Origin of the sequence: Thiothrix eikelboomii (genome assembly GCF_900167255.1) — a bacterium.
Taxonomy (GTDB): Bacteria; Pseudomonadota; Gammaproteobacteria; order Thiotrichales; family Thiotrichaceae; genus Thiolinea; species Thiolinea eikelboomii.
Window position 1 is genome coordinate 44,522 of record NZ_FUYB01000014.1, and the last position, 19,098, is coordinate 63,619.

A 19,098-nucleotide genomic window follows, 5' to 3' on the forward strand; every position below is an offset into this window, starting at 1 on the left:
AGGAGGAACAAAACAAGGTTTTAACGCGCAGCTCGCATTAAGTCGATAAAACGGTCAAACACAGGCGCAACATCATGTGGCCCTGGACTCGCTTCAGGATGACCTTGGAAACTAAACGCGGGGCAATCGGTACGCTCAATGCCCTGTAAGGTCTGATCAAATAAAGATCGGTGAGTGGTACGCAAATGAGCCGGCAAACTGGTTTCATCCACCGCAAAACCATGATTCTGACTACTAATCATCACTTGACCCGTTTTAGTATCCTGTACCGGATGATTCGCACCATGATGCCCGAATTTCATCTTCATAGTACGTGCGCCACTGGCTAAACCTAATAACTGGTGGCCTAAACAAATCCCAAATACCGGCAATTGGGTTTCTAGAATTTGCTTAATCGCGGTGATGGCGTAATCACAAGGCTCTGGATCACCCGGCCCATTCGATAGAAACACCCCATCGGGTTGCAAGGCTAAGACCTGAGTCGCTGAAGTTTGCGCAGGGACTACGGTTACTTTACAACCACGGTCAACTAACATGCGCAGAATATTCTTCTTCACTCCAAAATCATAAGCAACTACATGATAACGAGCGTGCTCAGCAGTGGATGCACGGGGGGTCGCTGGATTAAGCTGCCAAGAACCCTCTGTCCACAGATAACTGGTGGGGCTACTGACTTCTTTGGCCAAATCCATCCCTTGCAAACCGGGGAAATCTAAGGCAGCCGCTTTCGCTTGAGCCTCATCTAAATGTGCACCCGCCATAATACAGCCACGTTGTGCACCTTTTTCCCGCAAAATCCGAGTTAAGCGCCGCGTATCAATATCCGCAATCGCGACTACCTTATTGCGCTCTAAATAAGCAGGTAAAGACTCTTTCCCACGCCAATTGCTATAAATTCTCGGTACATCACGCACAATTAAACCCGCAGCATGAATCCGGTCGGACTCACAATCTTCAGGATTAACACCAACATTACCGATATGGGGATAAGTTAAAGTGACCATCTGACGCGCATAGGACGGGTCAGTTAAAATCTCTTGATAGCCAGTGAGAGCCGTATTAAATACAACTTCACCAACTGCTTGACCATCACAGCCAATGGAACGCCCCCGAAAAACGCTACCGTCTTCCAGTACTAGCAGTGCCAGCTTGCTCAAAGGAACCTCCAAGTTCTACATATAATAACGGGATGGGGGTCACCCATCCCGTGCACACGTAGGGGCGTATTTTACCCGTTGCTGATCGAGGTGTCCACGACCAGATGTTGTGCACTGCAATAAAACCCACTGAATTTAAGGCTAACCCAAGGCTAAATGCTGCTGAATACCGGCAATCTGATCCTTGGCTCGATGATTAACATAGAGAACGGTCGTCTCCGTACCTGCACAAATTTTTTCAATCAAAGCCAAGACTAATTGCCGATTTAGATCATCTAAACCTAAGCAAGGCTCATCTAAAATCAATAAGCTAGGGTGCTTAACCATCGCCCGCGCAATCAACACTAAACGCTGATCACCATAAGATAATTGACTGAAAGATTCAGTCGCTCGTGCACTCATACCAAGTACAGCCAGCCATTGCTCAGCAATGATGCGTTCACGCTCCGTATATTTTTGATACAAACCAATACTATCGTAGAAGCCCGAAATAATTACATTGCGCACCGTGATGCTGACCCGATACTCCCACTGCAAACCGCTAGACACATAACCGATATAACGTTTAATTTGCCAAATACTTTCACCGCTACCACGTTGCATACCAAATACAAAAATATCATTGGTATAACACTGCGGATGATCCCCCGTAATTAAATTTAACAGGCAGGTTTTGCCACTGCCATTTGGCCCTGTGACTTGCCAGTGCTCACCCGCTTGAATCGTCCAATCCAAATCAGTCAATACCTGCTTTTCATCATAAGCAATCCGGGCTTTGCGCAGCCGCACTAACGGCTGACTAGGGTCAAGTTTAGGAGGCAAATGCTCACGTGGGGCTTGTGGAATCGTTAAATCGGTGGTTTTTAAATGCAAAAGCTGCTGGAGATCCGCACTGGCTACGGGGTCACTCATCGCCACACAATGTAAAATTTGCCCGTGCTCCATATAAGCTAGATGTGTAATAAAACTGGGAATTTCATCCACGCGATTTAACACCATGACGATCCGAGTTTGACGCGCAAGCTCCAGCAATAAACCCGCAACCAGTATGGTTGATGCCGCATCTAAACCTTCAAATGGTTCATCTAACACCAGCAAATCGGGGCGGCAAGCTAAAGCGCGGATCAGCATTAGTTTACGAGTTTCACCCGTAGAGAGCTTACGGAAGCCACGCTCTAATAACGCCTCAAACTTAAATAACTCAATCAATTCGACCAACCGCTTTGGATCAGCCTCAGGAGAATTCAGCAAATCCTTGACTGGCGTACCTTCTGGGATGACATCTAAAATATCCGCAGCATCTTTTTTGCGTTCTTGGGCGATTAACTCGGCTTGAGCCTCAAAGGACACTAAAGCCGTTTTCGCCACTAACCCGTGGATAGCTCCGCTGATAGGTTCACCCACCCCACATAAAATCGCAGCTAAAGCGGATTTACCCGCACCATTCCCACCCAAAATCACCCAATGCTGCTCAGGGTCGAGCCGCCAATTGATCTGCTTTAGGCTGAAGTGTTGATTAAATCGGACACTGTAATTATCAAGGAGAATGCTGCTCATTCAAGGCTCTAAACTATCAAAAAATTTAGAGCCTAGCGCAGCTCTGCCAATGCAGCAAGCACAAGCGGCTTATCCACCAACAAACACCAACTTAATGCATCGGTGCCACGATTTCTTTAATCGGTGCAGTCACGGTCACGGTTGTCCCCTCTTCAAAGGTCAAACTCAGGTCGACCCTCGCATTTGGCTGCAAGGCCTGCTTCAAACCAATCAGCATAATGTGAAAACCACCGGGCTTCAGCTCGACCGTTTCGCCAGCAGGCAAATCAATTTGTGCCACCTGCCGCATCTTCATGATGCCACCTTCATTCACATGGTTATGCAACTCAACCACCTCCGCCACCTGACTAACCGCCTTGACTAAGGCATGCGCTTGCCGATCTTTATTTTGCAATTGCATGAATACTGCACTATTTGGCTGCCCCGGAGGAACTGCACGGGCATAGGGAGCCTTCACTATAAAAAACCCATGCTCTGCTGTGACTGCGTTATCTGTAGCCACTGTTTTATGCATAGGAGCAGCCTGTTTATCACAAGCCAACACGATGGTACTTGCTGATAAGCTAAGGATTGCTCCCCAAGCTAACCAAGAATATTTGATTTTTTTCAACGATTTAAACCTATTTAGAACAAAAACAAAGCCAGCCTTAGCTGATTATTAGCAAAGACTCGAGACTTGCTAATGATATAGGCTGTGTTCTTGAATATATTGATATACCGCATCAGGTAATAAGAAACGCACACTTTTCTTGGCTTTGCAGGCTTCACGAATCTTAGTGGCAGAAATTTCTAAGGGTGTTACTGATAAAAAGGTGACACGTCCCGCTGCGGTTGAACGCAGTTCACAGGTAGTTTGTGCTAATAATTCACCATACCAATCCTGCGGATCAGGGGCATACCCAGGGCGACTCATGACCACTAAATGGGCCAGCTGCATAATATCTTGCCAACGATGCCAACTGCGAAACGCTAAAAAGGCATCCATGCCCAGCACAAAAGCGAGGGGTAGTTTTGTGCCCAAATCAGCTCGCAACGAGCTTAAGGTATCAACGGTATAAGAATTCCCTTGCCGATCAAGCTCGCGTCGATCTGCTTGAAATAAAGGCTCACCTGCAATGGCTAAATTTACCATCTCCCAACGCTGCTCAGCACTCGCTTTAGGTTGTGGCCGATGCGGCGGCACACTACCGGGAATGAAGCGTAACTGCTCCATTCCACAACTTTCCGCAATTTCTAAAGCCGTGCGTAAATGTGCAAAATGAATGGGATCAAAAGTCCCGCCCATAATGCCAATCATAGGCGAATCTGCCCATCGCCTAACACGATATATTTTTGTGAAGTTAACCCTTCTAAACCCACCGGACCACGGGCGTGCAGTTTATCGGTACTAATCCCAATCTCTGCCCCTAGGCCAAACTCAAAACCATCCGCAAACCGAGTTGAGGCATTCACAATCACAGAACTAGAATCCACGACCCGCAAAAAATGGCGCGCTTTAGTATAGTTTTCCGTCATGATGGCATCGGTATGATGTGAACCATACTGATTAATATGCTCAATCGCTTGCTGCATCCCCGTCACCACCCGAATGGAGAGAATGGGCGCTAAATACTCGGTACTCCAATCAGCTTCAGTCGCCGCGTTCGCCGCTGGCAAATAATCACGAGTCTTAGGGCAACCGCGCAGCTCAACCCCTTTTTCAGAAAATTTTGCGGCTAATACTGGTAAAATTTGAGCGGCGACCGTTTCAGCTACTAACAGGGTTTCCATTGCATTACACACACCGTAACGATGAGTTTTCGCATTCAGTGCAACCGTCACTGCTTTTGCTAAATCCGCTTCATCATCAATATAGACATGACAAATCCCATCAAGATGCTTAATGACTGGAATCAATGACTCCTGACTGACTCGCTCAATCAAACTCTTACCGCCACGGGGGATAATTACATCCACATAGTCTTTAGCTCTAAGCAATTCCCCAACCGCCGCACGATCCGTCGTTTCAATCACTTGCACACAGTTGGCGGGCAAATTAGCCGCTGTTAAACCATCCTGCACACAAGCAGCAATCGCACGATTAGAGTGAATTGCTTCAGAACCCCCGCGTAAAATCGTTGCATTACCCGATTTTAAACATAAACCCGCTGCATCGGCGGTTACATTTGGGCGTGACTCATAAATAATGCCAATCACCCCTAAAGGCACACGCATACGCCCGACTTGAATACCCGTTGGACGATAATTTAGATCAGTGATTGAGCCAATCGGGTCGGCTAAACTTGCAATCTGCCTCAAGCCCTCCGCCATCCCTGCCAAGGTTTTATCGCTGAGCGTTAAACGATCAAGCATCGCACTATCTAAACCCTTAGCACGCCCTGCACTCAAATCCTTAGCATTTTCTGCTTGTAGCCAACTCGCTTTCGCTAGTAAAGCGTCCGCCATTGCATGCAAAGCTTGATTCTTAGCAGCTGTCTCAGCACTGGCTAATACGGCAGCGGCAGCACGTGCTTGTTGACCCACGGCCTGCATATAATCTGTGATATTCAACGTCTTAATCCTCAAGTTCTTTGCAACTAAGAATATCACGATTAGCTTAAATCCGATGATAAAAACGGAAGGCTAACGATGCTTGCAAACCTTTTTTGGTATTTGGTGATTCCAATGGCCACTCTATGGCTGGCTTATAACTTGGGTTGGCAGCGTGGTTATGCGAATGGCTTTCTAGTCGGTAAAGATGAAGGCCTTAAAGAGGGTAAACTAATCGGTGAGAAACTCGGGATTGAAAAAGGCGTGAAAGAGCGCATTCTCAATCATCTAAAAGGTTCAGATGGTGGGGTTTTGGATGAAACAGAAAGACAGATTCGCGCCAAGTTGTATGCTGACCTCACCAAAAAGCCGCCAGCCCTACCGCCCATTTTACCCAAGCCTAACTATCGAGTGTATGGATGGACAGCCGTCAGTTTAGCTGGCGTATTGTTGGTGTTTTGGTTGCTCTAAACGCCTACATCACAGCAACCGGATAAGAGCCTAATACTTTCAGTAAATCCACATCATCGCGCAGGATACTTAAAGCTTGTTGCACATTAGCATCCGCTTCATGCCCTTGCACATCCACAAAAAACACATAATCCCAATTCATATTGCGGGAAGGACGCGATTCAATCCGTGACATATCCACCCCATTTTCAGCCAAAGGTTGCAATAAATGATACAGCGAACCGGGGCGATTAGGTGCGGAGACTAAAATCGAAGTTTTGTCCTTGCCACTGGCGGACACGTGTTGATCACCGATCACTAAAAAGCGCGTAGTATTATTCGGTTGATCTTCAATATTGTGCTGCACAACTTCCAGCCCATAAATGGATGCTGCTTGCTGGCTACCGATAGAAACAGACTCTGGATCTAAAGCACAGAGCCTAGCTGCTTCTGCATTACTACTAACCGCAATCCGCTCAGCATGTGGAAGATTTTTATCCAACCAATAGCGGCATTGGGCTAAAGATTGTTGATGAGAATAAATTTTTGCAGCCTGTTGCCATTCAGCCTGCTTGCACATCAAGGTCTGATTGATGCGCAGCATAATTTCGCCACAAATCCGCAAGGGCGATTGCATAAACATATCCAGCGTATGCGTAATCATGCCCTCGGTGGAGTTTTCAATAGGTACGACACCATAACGCACTCGACCTGCCTCAACTTCGCGGAAAACCTGCCCAATTGAGTCGACCGGCAAAGTCGCAATCCCATTCCCAAAATGTTTAAAGGTAGCTTCTTGCGTAAACGTACCCGCAGGGCCTAAATAAGCGATTTTCATCGACTCCTCAAGGGCAAGGCAGGCGGAAATAATTTCCCGATATAAACGACTGACTTGCTCATTCCGTAAAGGCCCCAGATTCTGTGTTTGCATCCGCCGGAGGATTTGCGCCTCGCGCTCAGGACGGTAAAACACCGCATTAGGGTCTTCGGCTAATTTCGCATGAGCGACTTGTTCAGCACAGCGAGCACGTTCGCTTAAAAGCTGCAATACTTGATCATCTAAAGCATCAATCCGTTCCCGCAAAGCTTTTAAATCTGTTATTGCTGCCATTGTTCTCACTCCCCTCTCAACCCTGTTCAACCGTTTTTAACCGCTTTTAACCTTGTTCAACCGTGCTTGGCTTCAAAATCCCGCATGAAGGCAATCAAGGCATCCACACCTTCCTCGGGCATCGCATTATAAAGGCTAGCACGCATTCCGCCTACTAAACGATGGCCTTTAAGCGTGACTAAACCTACTTGGGCTGCCTCATCCAAAAAGCGTTGTTCAAGCTTAGGGTTAGCTAAGGTAAAAGGTAGATTCATCCATGAGCGGCAATCAGGATCAACGGGATTATGATAAAAATCACTCTGATCAATCGCTGCATACAGTTTACTGGCCTTGCGTTGATTAATTTGTGCCATCGCCTCCAAGCCACCTTGTTGCAATAGCCATTGAAAGACTAAACCCGCCAAATACCAAGCATAAGTGGGTGGCGTGTTGTACATGGATTCCGTTTCAGCATATAGCTGATAATTGAACATGCTAGGCGTGCCCTCCATGACTTGACCTAATAAATCTTCACGCACAATCACGATGGTCAGACCTGCAGGGCCAATATTTTTTTGTGCCCCTGCATAGATCAAGCCAAAACGGCTGACCTCAATCGGGCGGGAGAGAATATCGGAAGACATATCCACCACTAAAGGCAGATCACCCAGCTCGGGAATCCAATCAAATTCCACACCGCGAATCGTTTCGTTCGAGGTGTAATGTAAATAGGCGGCAGCAGGATTCAGCTGCCAAGTTGCCAAGGGTGGAATCGTGGTGTAATGGCTGGCTGCACTGGAGGCAACCACATTTAGATCAAGATAACGCCTACCCTCTTCAATGGCTTTCAAAGACCAATCACCCGTATCTAAATAATCCGCTTGTGATTTGCCACGGGCGAGATTCATCGGAATCATTGCAAATTGGCTATGTGCTCCACCTTGTAAGAACAAGACTTTGTAATTCTGCGGGATCTGCATCAAGGTGCGCAAATCCGCCTCAGCTTGAGCTGCTATTGACATAAACTCCCTACCACGATGGCTCATTTCCATCACGGACATGCCAGAGCCATGCCAATCTAAGAGTTCGGCTTTTGCTTGTTCGAGTACTGCATGCGGTAATACTGCAGGGCCTGGGCTGAAATTGAAGACGGGCTGCTTCATGATGCCGCGCTAAGTCCTATGGCTAAATAATGAAGGCGCTATGTTCCCATATTGCAGGCTTAGATGGCAAACGCCTCAAATCCCTCGCTTGTATTTGATTACTCTGATTGCATCTTGCTTACCTACCTGTGGGTTGCTGGCAGGTTCGAAGGTTGTGAAGGTAATATTTTCATAAGTTCTTAAATTTTACATAACATAAAATAAAAGAATAAAATAACTAGATAAAACTTAAGTACTAAACCTGTGATTAAATATTGCAGCGGTCAAAACTCTTGTAAGGATTAAACTGCCCTAGTTGTGGATTATAACGATATATCGCGTAGCAGCGCTCAATCCCACCATGCCCAACCGATTGCAAAACCGCTAAATCATTCAAGCCATCACGGTCATAATCATTTATTTTCAAATACAGCTGACGCCAACCGCTATACAAAAAAGGATTGAGCGCCTCTAAAACCACAGGCTGGCTTTCCCCTACTTGCAGCAGCACCAAACCCTCTTCAATAAAAGCCCAAGCGGCTAAATTTGGCTGGATTTCAAAATAAACCTCGTGTTGATCAAGATTGGCTGCACGGATAAAGGCGCTAGGTAAAAGAAAAAATAAACTAATCAATAGGCACTGAAAGGGTTTTAACATATACTAAATAACCTCTTAACTGCAAAACTCAGCAGCTGCTCGAAGAAAACTGTCTCTTTATTCCAAGTATGGGCTAAGCATACTTATTATTAGGACTTAAAAAGCAAGCTTCTCAACTTCATTGTTGAATAGGCTGGCTTTGGATTAGGACAATAAGCTAGGGGAAACATTCCATGATACCTGCATCTCGGTTGGCTGTCTGCTTAATCACCGCTTGGCTATTACATGGCTGTGGGGGTGGCTCGGACAATGGCGACAATAATGGTGGCGGTGGAACAGACCCAGCTGGCACGGGGAAACTGGTCGTCAGCGATCCCAACAGTAGTGCGGGTTTCGCTTTAGCCAATATTCCCTATACCACCCTACCTGCGACGGCAGCAGCACGCCGCACAGGTAATACGACTCAGAGCGGCGAATATCAATACGATACCAATGAACAGGTTAGCTTTAGTCTATTTAATACTCAGTTTGCAGGGATCAGCACCAAAGCCAGTATTAATGAAGATGACTTAGCCGTTAGTTATTGCAAAAGCCACACCACACCGAATACTTGCCAGTATAAGGTGGCACGTAATTTACAGCGGTTATTACTGAGTGTCGATAGCGATCAAAATTTTAGTAATGGCATTAGTATTTTAACTGACTTCCAACAGAATCCACCCGCTGCTCTAGATACTGAAATTGATCAATTTGAGTTAGCTTTAGCCAAAAAGCTCACCTCCTTGGGTCGATCAACCGCGAGTTTATTCAAACCTTCCTTAGGCATCAACCTAGAATCCCCTCAGCCTGAAGCGGATGAGGTCGGTGGTCAACCTTTAGCTTTTGCTGATCTATTTAGAATTTCGCGGCCTTTTCCTGAGTTCTCTTGCACAGATATTAAATACGATGCCAAGGGTTGGCCACTGGAAATCCCAAGCTCTTGTGATACCCAAATTAATTCCACCTTCCGCACACCCACTTGGGCAACCACTTTAATTCTACGTTATCTTCCTTATGGTTCGATTCCTACTGGAAAATATACCGTTTTATACGAAGGGACAGGTAATTTACAATACAGCGGTATTGCCAACAAATTACCAAATGAAAGCCAAGCAGGGCGTGATGTAATTGAGATCACACCGGAATTAATTAAAACCCGCAATGCGGCTGGCCTGCGGGTGCAATTAAAGGATATTGATAGCACTAACCCCGTTAAAAATATTCGGATTGTCATGCCCGGTGGCATTTGTGAGGGGCATCCCTTCGTGCGGGTCGAAAAAGAGTCCGATTGTCCAGCAGGACAATACCGGAGCTTTGTAGATAGTTTGCAAGCTGATCGCAATGCGATTGTTTTCAACCCTGATTATTTACGCTTTGTAAAAGATTTCAAAGTGCTGCGGACTATGAATCTGATGGAAATGAGTCCACGGGCGAGTGCTTGTGATCCGTTAAAAGATGAGCCTTATCGTCAATGTATGCTGCAAGAATTTTCTTGGAATCAGCGGGCAACAATGGATCAAGCCTCTTGGGGTGGCTCCTTCCGTACCCCACTGTTGCAACGCTATGCACGAGGTGTACCTTTAGAGGTCGTCGTTGCGTTAATTAATACGGTTAATAAAGATCCTTGGTTTAATCTTCCACATAATGCGACCAATGATTATGTGACGCAGTTTGCCACCTATGTACGTGATCATTTGAACCCACATTTAAAAGTGCATCTTGAATATACCAATGAACCTTGGAATGGAATTTTCTGGGGTGCTATGTATGTAAGGATGAAAGGACTTGCTTTAAATTTAGACACCACTGAATGGCGGGCTGGTTATAAATATTATTCTAATCGCTCAGTGGAGGTTTTTAAAATCTGGCATGATATTTTTGGTGGTGCTGAGCGCTTAGTCCGTATATTAAATACTTATCATCCTGATGAGTGGATGTCACGCAATATGCTGACGTATAATGGCAATAATCAATTCGTAGATGCTTTAGCCAGTGCACCTTATTTTCAAGGTTGTTGGGATAAAAACGCTAATGTCGCCTGTGCTGATCCTGCAAAAAATCCCTTAATGGTGAAAGATATTAGTTCAGTAGATGATTTATTTACTATTATCGACAACCCAAATAATCCTTATGGCATGGCAGCAACTTTAAAGTGGATGACCGTACAAGCTAAAGTCGCCAAAGATTTTAATGTCGATTTTTATACTTACGAAGGTGGTCAACACTTAGTGGTCGATAATCGCGATAAAACCATCACGGCTGAGCGGCGTAAAAGCCTCTTAGATTTAATTCGGGCGGCCAATCGTGACCCACGTATGGCGGGGCGCTATAGCCAGTTGCTTAATGGTTGGCGCGATAATGGTGGCAAGTTGTTTATGTTGTTCACCATGCCACAAAGTTACCATACTTTTGGCACTTTCGGGATTAAAGAGCATTTGAATCAAGCTCGTAGTGAAGCGCCTAAATACGATATGAGTATGCAATTTCAAGAGATGCAGAAAAAATGCTGGTGGACTGCTTGTGAATAAGCGGTCTTGATATCGTCTTAATACCAGCATTGCGCCAGCCCCCATCAGCGGGCGCAGACTAAACCTCAGCTCACTACAGTTGAGGTGCAACCACCTCTTTATAACGTATGGTTTGTGAACTGGTTCCACCTTTGTCTGTTTTTGCTAAGCTCTTATAAGGTAAGCCATCAGCCTTGCCAATATAAAGCTGGTTAGTTCCCGCCCCCATACCCACCATATCACTGTGATAACTGAGAATCATGACCTCCACGCCATCGAGGGTATCGCTGCCCTCTGCTTTGCAGTCCGTCATTTTGATCGTGCCATCTTTCATCATCCCAATAGCTACTCGCTCCGCATGGCTTAGATCCGGTGCTGGCTGCCATTTGCCCTCAGCATTCATAAAAAACTGATCATTCAGCTTAATAGCTTCTAATTTCAGCCCATCGGCTTCAGTGATCATATGCCAAGTGGCTTGGGTTAATTTAGCTTCACTGGCTTTAATCACTGCCTCACAAGCGGTGTCGACCGTCATTGCGGGAATGGCTGTAGTCGTGGGTGTTGCAGCATTCGTTAATTTATTCGCAGCTTGTCGAAGCAATCCCTCTAGTTTCTGCAAACCATCATCCATATAGTCCCCGCCCATTTTGCTAATGCTCAACACCTCTTGGCCTTGACGCATGGAAACTTTGTCCATTTCACGCCCTTGCCGCTGGCTATTCGCTTCATCACCTAAACCTTCCAGCTTATTTTTGCCTGCAAACAAAGTTTTGAAACCTTGTTTGGCGGCCTCTTCATCGTGGTAATCTAGGTGCATGACCCGCACTGACAAGCCCTCTTTTTCATAATCACAAATTTCTGCCGTATCAGTGCTAATCTCAACAGGTTTACCGAAGGCAGCTTGAATCTCGGCAGCACTCACGAAGGAGCAAGCCGATTCGGCAGCATAAACTTGGGTGGTGGTCGCTAGACAAAGTAGCGGAAATAATAGCGCTTGCTTCATGGATTCGTCCTGTCGTTGAACTATTGAATACTTAGGCCTGTCCCTCGCTTAGAAAGGCCTTTTAGTAACTAATATATAACCAATAAAAACAGAATCTGCAAGCGCTCAAGCTCATTGACTCCAGCTAAGTGTCAATTCGCACACGGTAATGAACTCGTTTTCAGAACTTAATTTTGCCTAGCGGAGCTGAACGAGTAAGATAGCGCCCATTCTTTTGTTTGTAGGTTGCTCCCATGCTTCAAGATACGCTTAATAATACGAATATTGCTGAAGAACATGTTTTAGTCACACCGGATGAGTTCAAAGTCCGCTTCCCGCTGGCTGCATCGAGCGAAGCGTTTATTCGTAGTAGTCGTCAAATCGTCGAAAATATTCTGGATGGCAAAGATCATCGCTTATTAGTGGTGTCTGGCCCTTGCTCGATTCATGATATTGCAGCGGCTAAAGAATATGCGCTGCGCTTAAAAGCACTGAGCGAACAAGTCGGCGATTCTTTATATCTTGTGATGCGTATTTATTTTGAAAAACCTCGTACCACCGTGGGTTGGAAGGGTCTGATCAATGATCCTGATATGGATGACTCGTTCAATATTGAAAAAGGTTTAGGCTTAGCGCGTGAATTGCTGTTATGGTTGGCGGAGCAAAATATTCCGGCCGCCACCGAAGCCCTCGACCCGATTAGCCCACAATACCTGTCTGATTTATTTGCCTGGGCCGCGATTGGCGCACGCACGACGGAATCGCAAACTCACCGCGAAATGGCCAGCGGCTTATCTATGCCGGTGGGCTTCAAGAATGGCACCGATGGCAATTTAGATGTCGCCATCAATGCAATGCTCTCCGTGTCCCATCCACATAGTTTCCTCGGGATTAACCAAACCGGCCAAGTGACTGTGATCAAAACTCGTGGCAATCGCTATGGTCATCTGATCCTGCGCGGTGGCAAACACCCGAATTATGACAGTGTTAATATCGCGCAATGCGAACAAGCTTTAGCCAAAGCTAAGCTGCCACAAAATATCGTGGTCGATTGCAGTCATGGTAACTCCAGCAAACAACATGCCTTGCAAGTGTTAGTCGCTGAAAATGTAGCGAGCCAAATCATCGAAGGTAATCGCTCCATCATGGGCATTATGTTGGAAAGCCATCTCTTCCCCGGCAACCAAGCGATTCCAACCGACTTAACTCAACTCAAATACGGCGTATCAGTCACCGATGCTTGTATTGATTGGGATACGACTTCACAACTGTTAAAGCATCTGAATGGACGCTTGAAAGCTGCGTTAAGAGAGCGGCGCTTGTAAGTTGTTAGATTAGAGCTGGTTAGGCTGTTGTGTAGACAGCAGCCTTACTGCCCTGAGACTCGAATATGGCTCTGCCCCCCCGACAACCGCCGCACTTGAATCTGCACGCCAAGTCGCTCGGTCATTTCCTGCACATGCGAAATCACACCGACTTTGCGTCCTTGCGCTTGGAGCTGATCCAGTGCATCCATCGCTATCCGCAAAGAATCCGTATCTAAACTGCCAAAGCCTTCATCAATAAACAGCGATTCGACTTTCACTCGTTGCGAAGATAAAGAAGCTAAGCCCAAAGCCAACGCTAAGGACACTAAAAACGACTCGCCCCCAGACAACGAATGCACTGAGCGAATTTCCCCACCCATATCTTGATCTAAGACCAACAGCGCTAAACTGCGTTGCACCCGTCGCAAGCTATACCGCCGTGACAAATCGGCCAGATGCCGATTCGCATAACTCAGTAAGACATCAAGGCTATATTGCTGCGCTATATCGCGGAATTTGTTCCCATTTGCAGAGCCAATCAGCTCATTTAACTGCCCCCAAATCCGTGCTTGGCTCGTCAACTGCGCTAATTCAACTTGTAAACCCTCAGCATACTCACGCTGCTGCTGATCTTCACGTAAGCTCAATAATAATTCTTGTGCCGCCAGCTGCGCTGCTTGTAAGTTCAAGAGCTGGCTAGCATAGGCAGCCTGAACCGTTTCCAAACTCGCTGCCTCAGGCCGTGACTGCTCATGTTGTGTCCGTTGAGCTTGGCGCTCATCTAAAATGGCTTGCGCCTGCCGACCAGCAACATGCAAAGCCTGCAAGGCTTGGCGCTCGCGCTGTAACCATACAGGCTGATACCTCAGCAAAGCGGTTAATTCAGCCTCTTCAAGACTAAAACCGTGTTGACGGAGGCTGGCTAATTCAGTCGCTAAACTTTGCTGGCTCAGTCGTTGCTGATCCTTAAGTTGCTCTACTTGTGTTTGGAGCTGCCCAAGGTTAGCAGCGGCGCGAATCTGCGCATGATCTGCTTGCTCTGCCTGTGTTTGTAAAGCAGTCACTTGCTGAGCTAACTGCGCTAATTCACGCTGCCAACGCTCTTCAAGCTCTATTAGGCTTTCTGCGAACAAGCTTTGGCGTTGTTGCTGTTGAAGGGCTAACTCAGCGGCTAATTCAGCTAACTCTTGTTGTCGATGGTTCAAACCCGCCTGAGCCTGCTGGATTTTAAAATCAAAAGCAGTTTGAGCCGCGACTAATTCCGTCTGCTCTTGGTTTAATTGGTGCTCGGCTTGTTGTTGAGCTTGCCAACTACGCACTTGGTCTGCACAGCGCTCGATAAACTGGGGCGCAGAAACTTGCCAAGCTACTTGCCAACTGGGATCTACGAAAGCTGAGTCTAATTGCTTTAAATACGCTTGCAGTCTCGTGGTCAATTCAACTTGACCTTGCTGCAGATAGTGCTGCTGGGTTTGTTGCAGCTTGAGCTTAGTTTCGAGACTCAGGTAGCGATCTTGAGCAGCGCTGGCTAATTGCTGAGCTTGGCGCTGGGCTTGCTGGGCGAGTTCGTGCTGTTGATAGGCTCGACGGGCAGCCTGTTCCGTGGGATGAATCGCAGCCAGCGCTTGCTGTTGGATGGCTAGCCGCTGTTCTAGCTCAGTCGTAGTCTCACCCTCACCGACTAAACCTAACTGCGCATACGTTTGCCAAGCTGCGAGGGCTGCATTTTTTGCGGCAGTTGCCTGAGTGAGGCTCTGCTCTAAGCTTAAGGATTGTTGTTGATAATGCTGCCAATGGGCTTGTTCAGCATTCACGCGCCCAGTTAAGACCTTAGCGGCTTCACGCTGTTGCAGATAATCTTGTTGCAAATGCACTAGCAGGGCATCCAAAGCAGGTGCTTGCTGTGCATAAGGATGCTCAAGCGCACCACAGACCGGACAAGCATCCCCTGCAGTTAATTGTGCGCGCCAATGTGCAGCTTGATCAGCACAGGCCGCCGCTGCTAACCGCCAAGTATGTTCGGCGCGTTCACTTTCGCCCTCCACGACCAGCAACTGCGCTTGGAGCTGCTGGCACAATTGTGCACTGTGTTGTTGCTGCAGTTGTGCTTGCTGGAAGGCAAGCTGCCCATCAGCAAGGGCTTGGCTGCTCGTTTGCACAGCCAACCCTGCTTGTTGGGCGGCTTGTAATTGCCTGAGATCGGCTTCTAGTTGTTGACGTTGCTTGGCTAAATCCTCTAAGTCATAGTGGGTGGCTTGTTGTTGAGCTTGCTGAGCCTGCGCTGTGGCTGCCATTAACGCTTGTTGTTGCTGCTGCCAAGCTAATTTGGCTTGTGCTAAGTGAGTCTCTAGTTGCACTAATTCAGCCGCTACAGCCTTTAACTTAGACTCAGCCTCTGTTTGCTGTTGCCAACTCGCCTGAGCTTGCTGCAATAATCCCTGCCAACGCGGCCAATGTTCGGCTAAACCCTGCCAAGCACTGTGTTCTCTTTGCCAAGCCTTGAGGGTGGTTTGCTGTTGTTGGACTTGCGTTAGCTTCGCCGTGTGTTGCTTAGCTGCTGTTTGTAAAACATGGAACGCCTGTTGTGCTGTCTGTTGCTGGGTTAAGGCGGCTGCATGCCGTGGCAATACAGCTTGAATCAGGGTATCGAGTTGACGAGCTTGGAGTAATTCGGGTTGCAAAGCTGCATATTCTTGTTGTTTAGCGGTCAATTGGGTTTGCACAGCGAGCAACTGAGTCTGTGCTAACTGTTGGTGCTGCTCAGTGGTGGCATGATGCTGTTGTGCGATCTGCAGTTGGGCGGTGCTAGTGGTTAAATCTTGCTGAAGCCGCTGTCGATGCGTCACTAAACCATTCAAGGCTTGAACAGCCTCGAGCTTAGCTAAAAACTGGCGGCGCTCGTTAGCAGCTTGTTCCTCCTCAAGCGCCTTCGCTAAGCTTGTGTTAGCCTGTTGATAGGCTTGCTCAAGCTGAGCGGCTTGTCGATACCATTGCAGCTGTTGTTCTAATTGCAGACGTTCTGTCTCTAAGGTTTGCACCTGCCGTTGCGCTTGGCTGCTGGCCAGTTCTTGTTGTTGACGCTCCTCAGTGCTTAAAATCGCTAAATTAGCTAAACGGGTGCGCAAATGCCCTAAATTTTGCTCAGCACCTTTGGCATACTGATAAGCACGCCGCGACAGCTCCGCGAATAAATCAGTACCGGTTAAGGTTTGGAGTAATTCAGCACGCTTATCGTCGGGCGCTTTGAGAAAGCTAGCAAACTCATTTTGTGCTAATAACACTCCACGGGTAAATTGCTCGAAGCTTAGGCCAATTCGTGCCACGATAGCCTCTAAAACCTCGGTTTTGCGGCTACTGGCGATGATTTGCTGATGATCCAAGCTCAGCAACGACATTTCTGAAGCTTGTAGTCGACCCTCCGCTTTACTTCGTGCCCGACGCACACTCCAATGCGCCCGATACCTCACACCATCATTACCGACAAAATCCACCTCGGCAAACCCTTCACCTGCACCACGCCGCAAAATCGTGCGTGGGTCACGCGGGGCAATGGTTTCGCCCGAGACATCCGGTAGTTGCTGGCGAGTGCCTTCTCGGGGCAGACGGGGCATATCATCATAGAGGGCAAGACATAAAGCATCCAATAAAGTACTTTTCCCCGCACCCGTCGGGCCAGTGATAGCAAAGATGCCTGTACTCGCTAAAGGTTCGCTCGTAAATTCGATCTCAAACAGGCGAGCGAGTGAAGCTAAATTCTTACCGCGAATCGCTAAAATTTTCATACGGCTTCAAGCTGGGTTTCTTGGAGTAGTTGATGGAAGGCTTGGCTTAGTTCACTGGGCAAGTCAGTGGCATATTTCTGTTGATACAGCTCAGTGAGTAGATGCAGAGGATCAAGCTCAGCTAAATCCTCTAAAGAGAGCGGGGCAAGCTCATTTTCATCCCCCTCCGTGCGTAAATAACGAGTTTCAATCTTGGCTAAACGCACCGGTTTATCTTTAAGTGCATCCTCAATCCGCTGGCGCAAACCCGGTTCAGGCGCGGTGAGTTGCACCCGTACTTCCAGATAAGGCTGCTCTGTTTCTGGTAAAGCGGCCAACTCCAAAGCTTGTAGGGCTGCGACGACCTGATCCAAGGGTGCGGGCTTCGCAGGCACTCGCAATAACTCTACAAAGCGAGGAATGCGTACCGACTCAACCGCTGCCAGCCTCGACCCCGCCAAATCCACGCAGAGTACTTGATGCGGGTATTGTGTCTCTGCAAAGGACATCGGCAAAGGGCTACCCGCATAGCGAATCCAATCGGTTTGCCCGACGCTTTGGGCTAAATGCAAATGACCTAAGGCGACATAAGTTAAGGCTGGGCTAAAAATACTCGCAGGCAAGGCCTCACTATTCCCGATCATAATCCGCCGCTCAGAATCCTGTGAGGCCGCCCCACCCTGCAAATAGCAGTGACCTAGGGCAATAATGGCTTGCTGGTCAGTGGCTTGGCTTTGAGCGATCGCTAAGGTTTGTGCATACACTCCCTCGACCCCCGCGAGGAAGGCATCCTGTTCACTCGTCACTTTCGGCAGATCCGCAGGGCGCAAAAAGGGTACCGCTAAACACCAAGCCGCCACTGCCCCTGTTCGATCTTTCAAGGGTACCACCAAGGAGGCTAAATCATGCTGGCCATTGGGTAAGCGCCAAACCTGACCACTGACCACAGCATCTAATAATTGCAAAAATGGGCGGGGAGCTTCCAAACGTGCTGGTGAATCATGATTACCTGCAATCAAAACGGTATTCAAATGCGGTAGGCTGGCTCTAGCTGCCGTCAGAAATTGATAAAGCTGCTGCTGTGCCACCGCCGAAGGGTTAGCCGTATCAAAAATATCGCCCGCAATAATTAAAGCATCAGCTTGCTTGTCAACCAAAGTGGCTAACAGCCAATTTAAAAAACACTGCTGCTCATAGCGGCGCTCAAAACCATGTAAACTCTGCCCTAGATGCCAATCGGCGGTGTGAATTAAACGCATCGGCTGTTAATCCATTCATTTTTAAAGAATCGCCTACTATAGCAAGGCTAGCCCTTAAGTGCTGTAGCTAACCGTGGGTTTAAGCTTCCGCCTTGCTAGAAAACTGCTACTATTAGTGCAAAGGAGACAATGCAATGGCTTTAGTTCAATCCATCCATTATCTGAGTGTGGAGGCTTATTTAGCAGGTGAGCGCGACAGTGAAATTCGCCATGAATATGTCGATGGTGTAATACAGGCGATGGCAGGTGCCAGTGTTAATCACAATAAGATTACCGCTAATGTGTTAACACAATTGATGGTGCAACTTAAAAATAAAGATTGCCGTCCCTATAGCAGTGATCTACTCGTGAAAACCGCAGCTAATCGCTATCGTTACCCTGATGTCTTAGTCGTATGTCATGAGCAGTTTTTAGATGACTACAGTACGAATGCCCCCATTATTATTTTTGAAGTTTTATCTAAAGCCACCCGACAAACTGATCGCAAACAGAAATTATTTGAATATTTACAGCTACCTTCTTTATTAGAATATGTGTTGATTGAGCAAGACTGGGTAGAAATTGAAGTATTGCAGCGTAGTCAGAATTGGCGACCTGACTATTACTACTGGGGTGATACGATTAGCCTAGCATCCGTAGGTGCTAGTTTGAGTGTTGCGGATATTTATGAGCAAGTAGTGAATGCGGATGTGTTGGCCGCTAAACATCAGGAGTAATTAG

15 protein-coding genes are annotated in these 19,098 nt (G+C 47.3%); 4 read left to right on the forward strand and 11 right to left on the reverse strand.

Annotation, left to right across the window (positions count from 1 at the left end):
- Window positions 1–20: 20 nt before the first annotated feature.
- The 5 genes from carA to B5D50_RS13325 all read right to left on the reverse strand — a co-directional run bounded on the left by carA (window position 21) and on the right by B5D50_RS13325 (window position 5,264).
- Window positions 21–1,157, reverse strand: a complete 1,137-nt coding sequence (carA, locus tag B5D50_RS13305; protein ID WP_078923129.1) for a glutamine-hydrolyzing carbamoyl-phosphate synthase small subunit — start codon at window positions 1,155–1,157, stop codon at window positions 21–23.
- Between the two features lie 141 nt (window positions 1,158–1,298).
- Window positions 1,299–2,714, reverse strand: coding sequence for a molybdate ABC transporter ATP-binding protein ModF (modF, locus tag B5D50_RS13310; RefSeq protein WP_078923130.1), 1,416 nt, complete (start codon window positions 2,712–2,714; stop codon window positions 1,299–1,301).
- Window positions 2,715–2,805: 91 nt separating this feature from the next.
- On the reverse strand, window positions 2,806–3,324 hold the full coding sequence (locus B5D50_RS13315) for a copper chaperone PCu(A)C (protein WP_234975879.1): 519 nt from the start codon (window positions 3,322–3,324) through the stop codon (window positions 2,806–2,808).
- Window positions 3,325–3,393: 69 nt separating this feature from the next.
- Window positions 3,394–4,011: a nicotinate-nucleotide adenylyltransferase gene (gene nadD / locus B5D50_RS13320; protein ID WP_078923131.1), complete on the reverse strand. Its 618-nt coding sequence runs from the start codon at window positions 4,009–4,011 to the stop codon at window positions 3,394–3,396.
- Complete coding sequence (locus B5D50_RS13325; protein WP_078923132.1) at window positions 4,008–5,264, reverse strand: glutamate-5-semialdehyde dehydrogenase; 1,257 nt, start codon at window positions 5,262–5,264, stop codon at window positions 4,008–4,010. Before B5D50_RS13325 ends, nadD begins: the two co-directional genes overlap by 4 nt.
- Window positions 5,265–5,342: 78 nt before the next feature.
- On the opposite strand from B5D50_RS13325, the gene B5D50_RS13330 reads away from it, so the two are divergent.
- Complete coding sequence (locus tag B5D50_RS13330) at window positions 5,343–5,714, forward strand: hypothetical protein (RefSeq protein WP_078923133.1); 372 nt, start codon at window positions 5,343–5,345, stop codon at window positions 5,712–5,714.
- 4 nt (window positions 5,715–5,718) lie between these two features.
- On the opposite strand, the gene pheA is transcribed toward B5D50_RS13330, so the two are convergent.
- The 3 genes from pheA to B5D50_RS13345 all read right to left on the reverse strand — a co-directional run bounded on the left by pheA (window position 5,719) and on the right by B5D50_RS13345 (window position 8,583).
- Complete coding sequence (pheA, locus tag B5D50_RS13335; protein WP_078923134.1) at window positions 5,719–6,804, reverse strand: prephenate dehydratase; 1,086 nt, start codon at window positions 6,802–6,804, stop codon at window positions 5,719–5,721.
- Window positions 6,805–6,860: 56 nt separating this feature from the next.
- Entirely contained in the window at window positions 6,861–7,946 is a 1,086-nt protein-coding gene (gene serC, locus B5D50_RS13340) for a 3-phosphoserine/phosphohydroxythreonine transaminase (protein ID WP_078923135.1), read from the reverse strand.
- Window positions 7,947–8,193: 247 nt separating this feature from the next.
- A complete protein-coding gene (locus B5D50_RS13345) occupies window positions 8,194–8,583 on the reverse strand; it encodes a hypothetical protein (protein WP_078923136.1) in 390 nt (129 codons plus the stop codon).
- A gap of 173 nt (window positions 8,584–8,756) precedes the next feature.
- Here B5D50_RS13345 and B5D50_RS13350 point away from each other — a divergent pair, with 173 nt between their 5' ends.
- A complete protein-coding gene (locus tag B5D50_RS13350) occupies window positions 8,757–11,090 on the forward strand; it encodes a hypothetical protein (protein ID WP_078923137.1) in 2,334 nt (777 codons plus the stop codon).
- Between the two features lie 73 nt (window positions 11,091–11,163).
- Here B5D50_RS13350 and B5D50_RS20625 read toward each other — a convergent pair whose 3' ends face one another.
- Window positions 11,164–12,072, reverse strand: coding sequence for a hypothetical protein (locus B5D50_RS20625; RefSeq protein WP_234975880.1), 909 nt, complete (start codon window positions 12,070–12,072; stop codon window positions 11,164–11,166).
- Between the two features lie 233 nt (window positions 12,073–12,305).
- Here B5D50_RS20625 and B5D50_RS13360 point away from each other — a divergent pair, with 233 nt between their 5' ends.
- Window positions 12,306–13,376 (forward strand): 3-deoxy-7-phosphoheptulonate synthase, encoded by a 1,071-nt coding sequence (locus B5D50_RS13360; RefSeq protein ID WP_078923138.1) that lies wholly within the window; start codon window positions 12,306–12,308, stop codon window positions 13,374–13,376.
- Between the two features lie 44 nt (window positions 13,377–13,420).
- Here B5D50_RS13360 and B5D50_RS13365 read toward each other — a convergent pair whose 3' ends face one another.
- Window positions 13,421–17,140, reverse strand: a complete 3,720-nt coding sequence (locus B5D50_RS13365) for an AAA family ATPase (protein WP_078923139.1) — start codon at window positions 17,138–17,140, stop codon at window positions 13,421–13,423.
- Window positions 17,137–18,378 carry an exonuclease SbcCD subunit D C-terminal domain-containing protein gene (locus B5D50_RS13370; RefSeq protein ID WP_078923140.1) on the reverse strand — a complete coding sequence of 414 codons (1,242 nt, stop codon included), beginning with the start codon at window positions 18,376–18,378 and terminating at the stop codon, window positions 17,137–17,139. Before B5D50_RS13370 ends, B5D50_RS13365 begins: the two co-directional genes overlap by 4 nt.
- 134 nt (window positions 18,379–18,512) lie before the next feature.
- Between B5D50_RS13370 and B5D50_RS13375 the strand changes: the two genes are divergently transcribed.
- Window positions 18,513–19,094 carry a Uma2 family endonuclease gene (locus B5D50_RS13375; RefSeq protein WP_078923141.1) on the forward strand — a complete coding sequence of 194 codons (582 nt, stop codon included), beginning with the start codon at window positions 18,513–18,515 and terminating at the stop codon, window positions 19,092–19,094.
- Window positions 19,095–19,098 lie beyond the last annotated feature (4 nt).

Coding starts and splice junctions, on each gene's coding strand:
- modF (WP_078923130.1), bottom strand. CDS start 2,714: ATGAGCAGCATTCTCCTTGATAATTACAGTGTCCGATTTAATCAACAC.
- nadD (WP_078923131.1), bottom strand. CDS start 4,011: ATGATTGGCATTATGGGCGGGACTTTTGATCCCATTCATTTTGCACAT.
- B5D50_RS13330 (WP_078923133.1), top strand. CDS start 5,343: ATGCTTGCAAACCTTTTTTGGTATTTGGTGATTCCAATGGCCACTCTA.
- pheA (WP_078923134.1), bottom strand. CDS start 6,804: ATGGCAGCAATAACAGATTTAAAAGCTTTGCGGGAACGGATTGATGCT.
- serC (WP_078923135.1), bottom strand. CDS start 7,946: ATGAAGCAGCCCGTCTTCAATTTCAGCCCAGGCCCTGCAGTATTACCG.
- B5D50_RS13345 (WP_078923136.1), bottom strand. CDS start 8,583: ATGTTAAAACCCTTTCAGTGCCTATTGATTAGTTTATTTTTTCTTTTA.
- B5D50_RS13350 (WP_078923137.1), top strand. CDS start 8,757: ATGATACCTGCATCTCGGTTGGCTGTCTGCTTAATCACCGCTTGGCTA.
- B5D50_RS20625 (WP_234975880.1), bottom strand. CDS start 12,072: ATGAAGCAAGCGCTATTATTTCCGCTACTTTGTCTAGCGACCACCACC.
- B5D50_RS13360 (WP_078923138.1), top strand. CDS start 12,306: ATGCTTCAAGATACGCTTAATAATACGAATATTGCTGAAGAACATGTT.
- B5D50_RS13365 (WP_078923139.1), bottom strand. CDS start 17,140: ATGAAAATTTTAGCGATTCGCGGTAAGAATTTAGCTTCACTCGCTCGC.
- B5D50_RS13370 (WP_078923140.1), bottom strand. CDS start 18,378: ATGCGTTTAATTCACACCGCCGATTGGCATCTAGGGCAGAGTTTACAT.
- B5D50_RS13375 (WP_078923141.1), top strand. CDS start 18,513: ATGGCTTTAGTTCAATCCATCCATTATCTGAGTGTGGAGGCTTATTTA.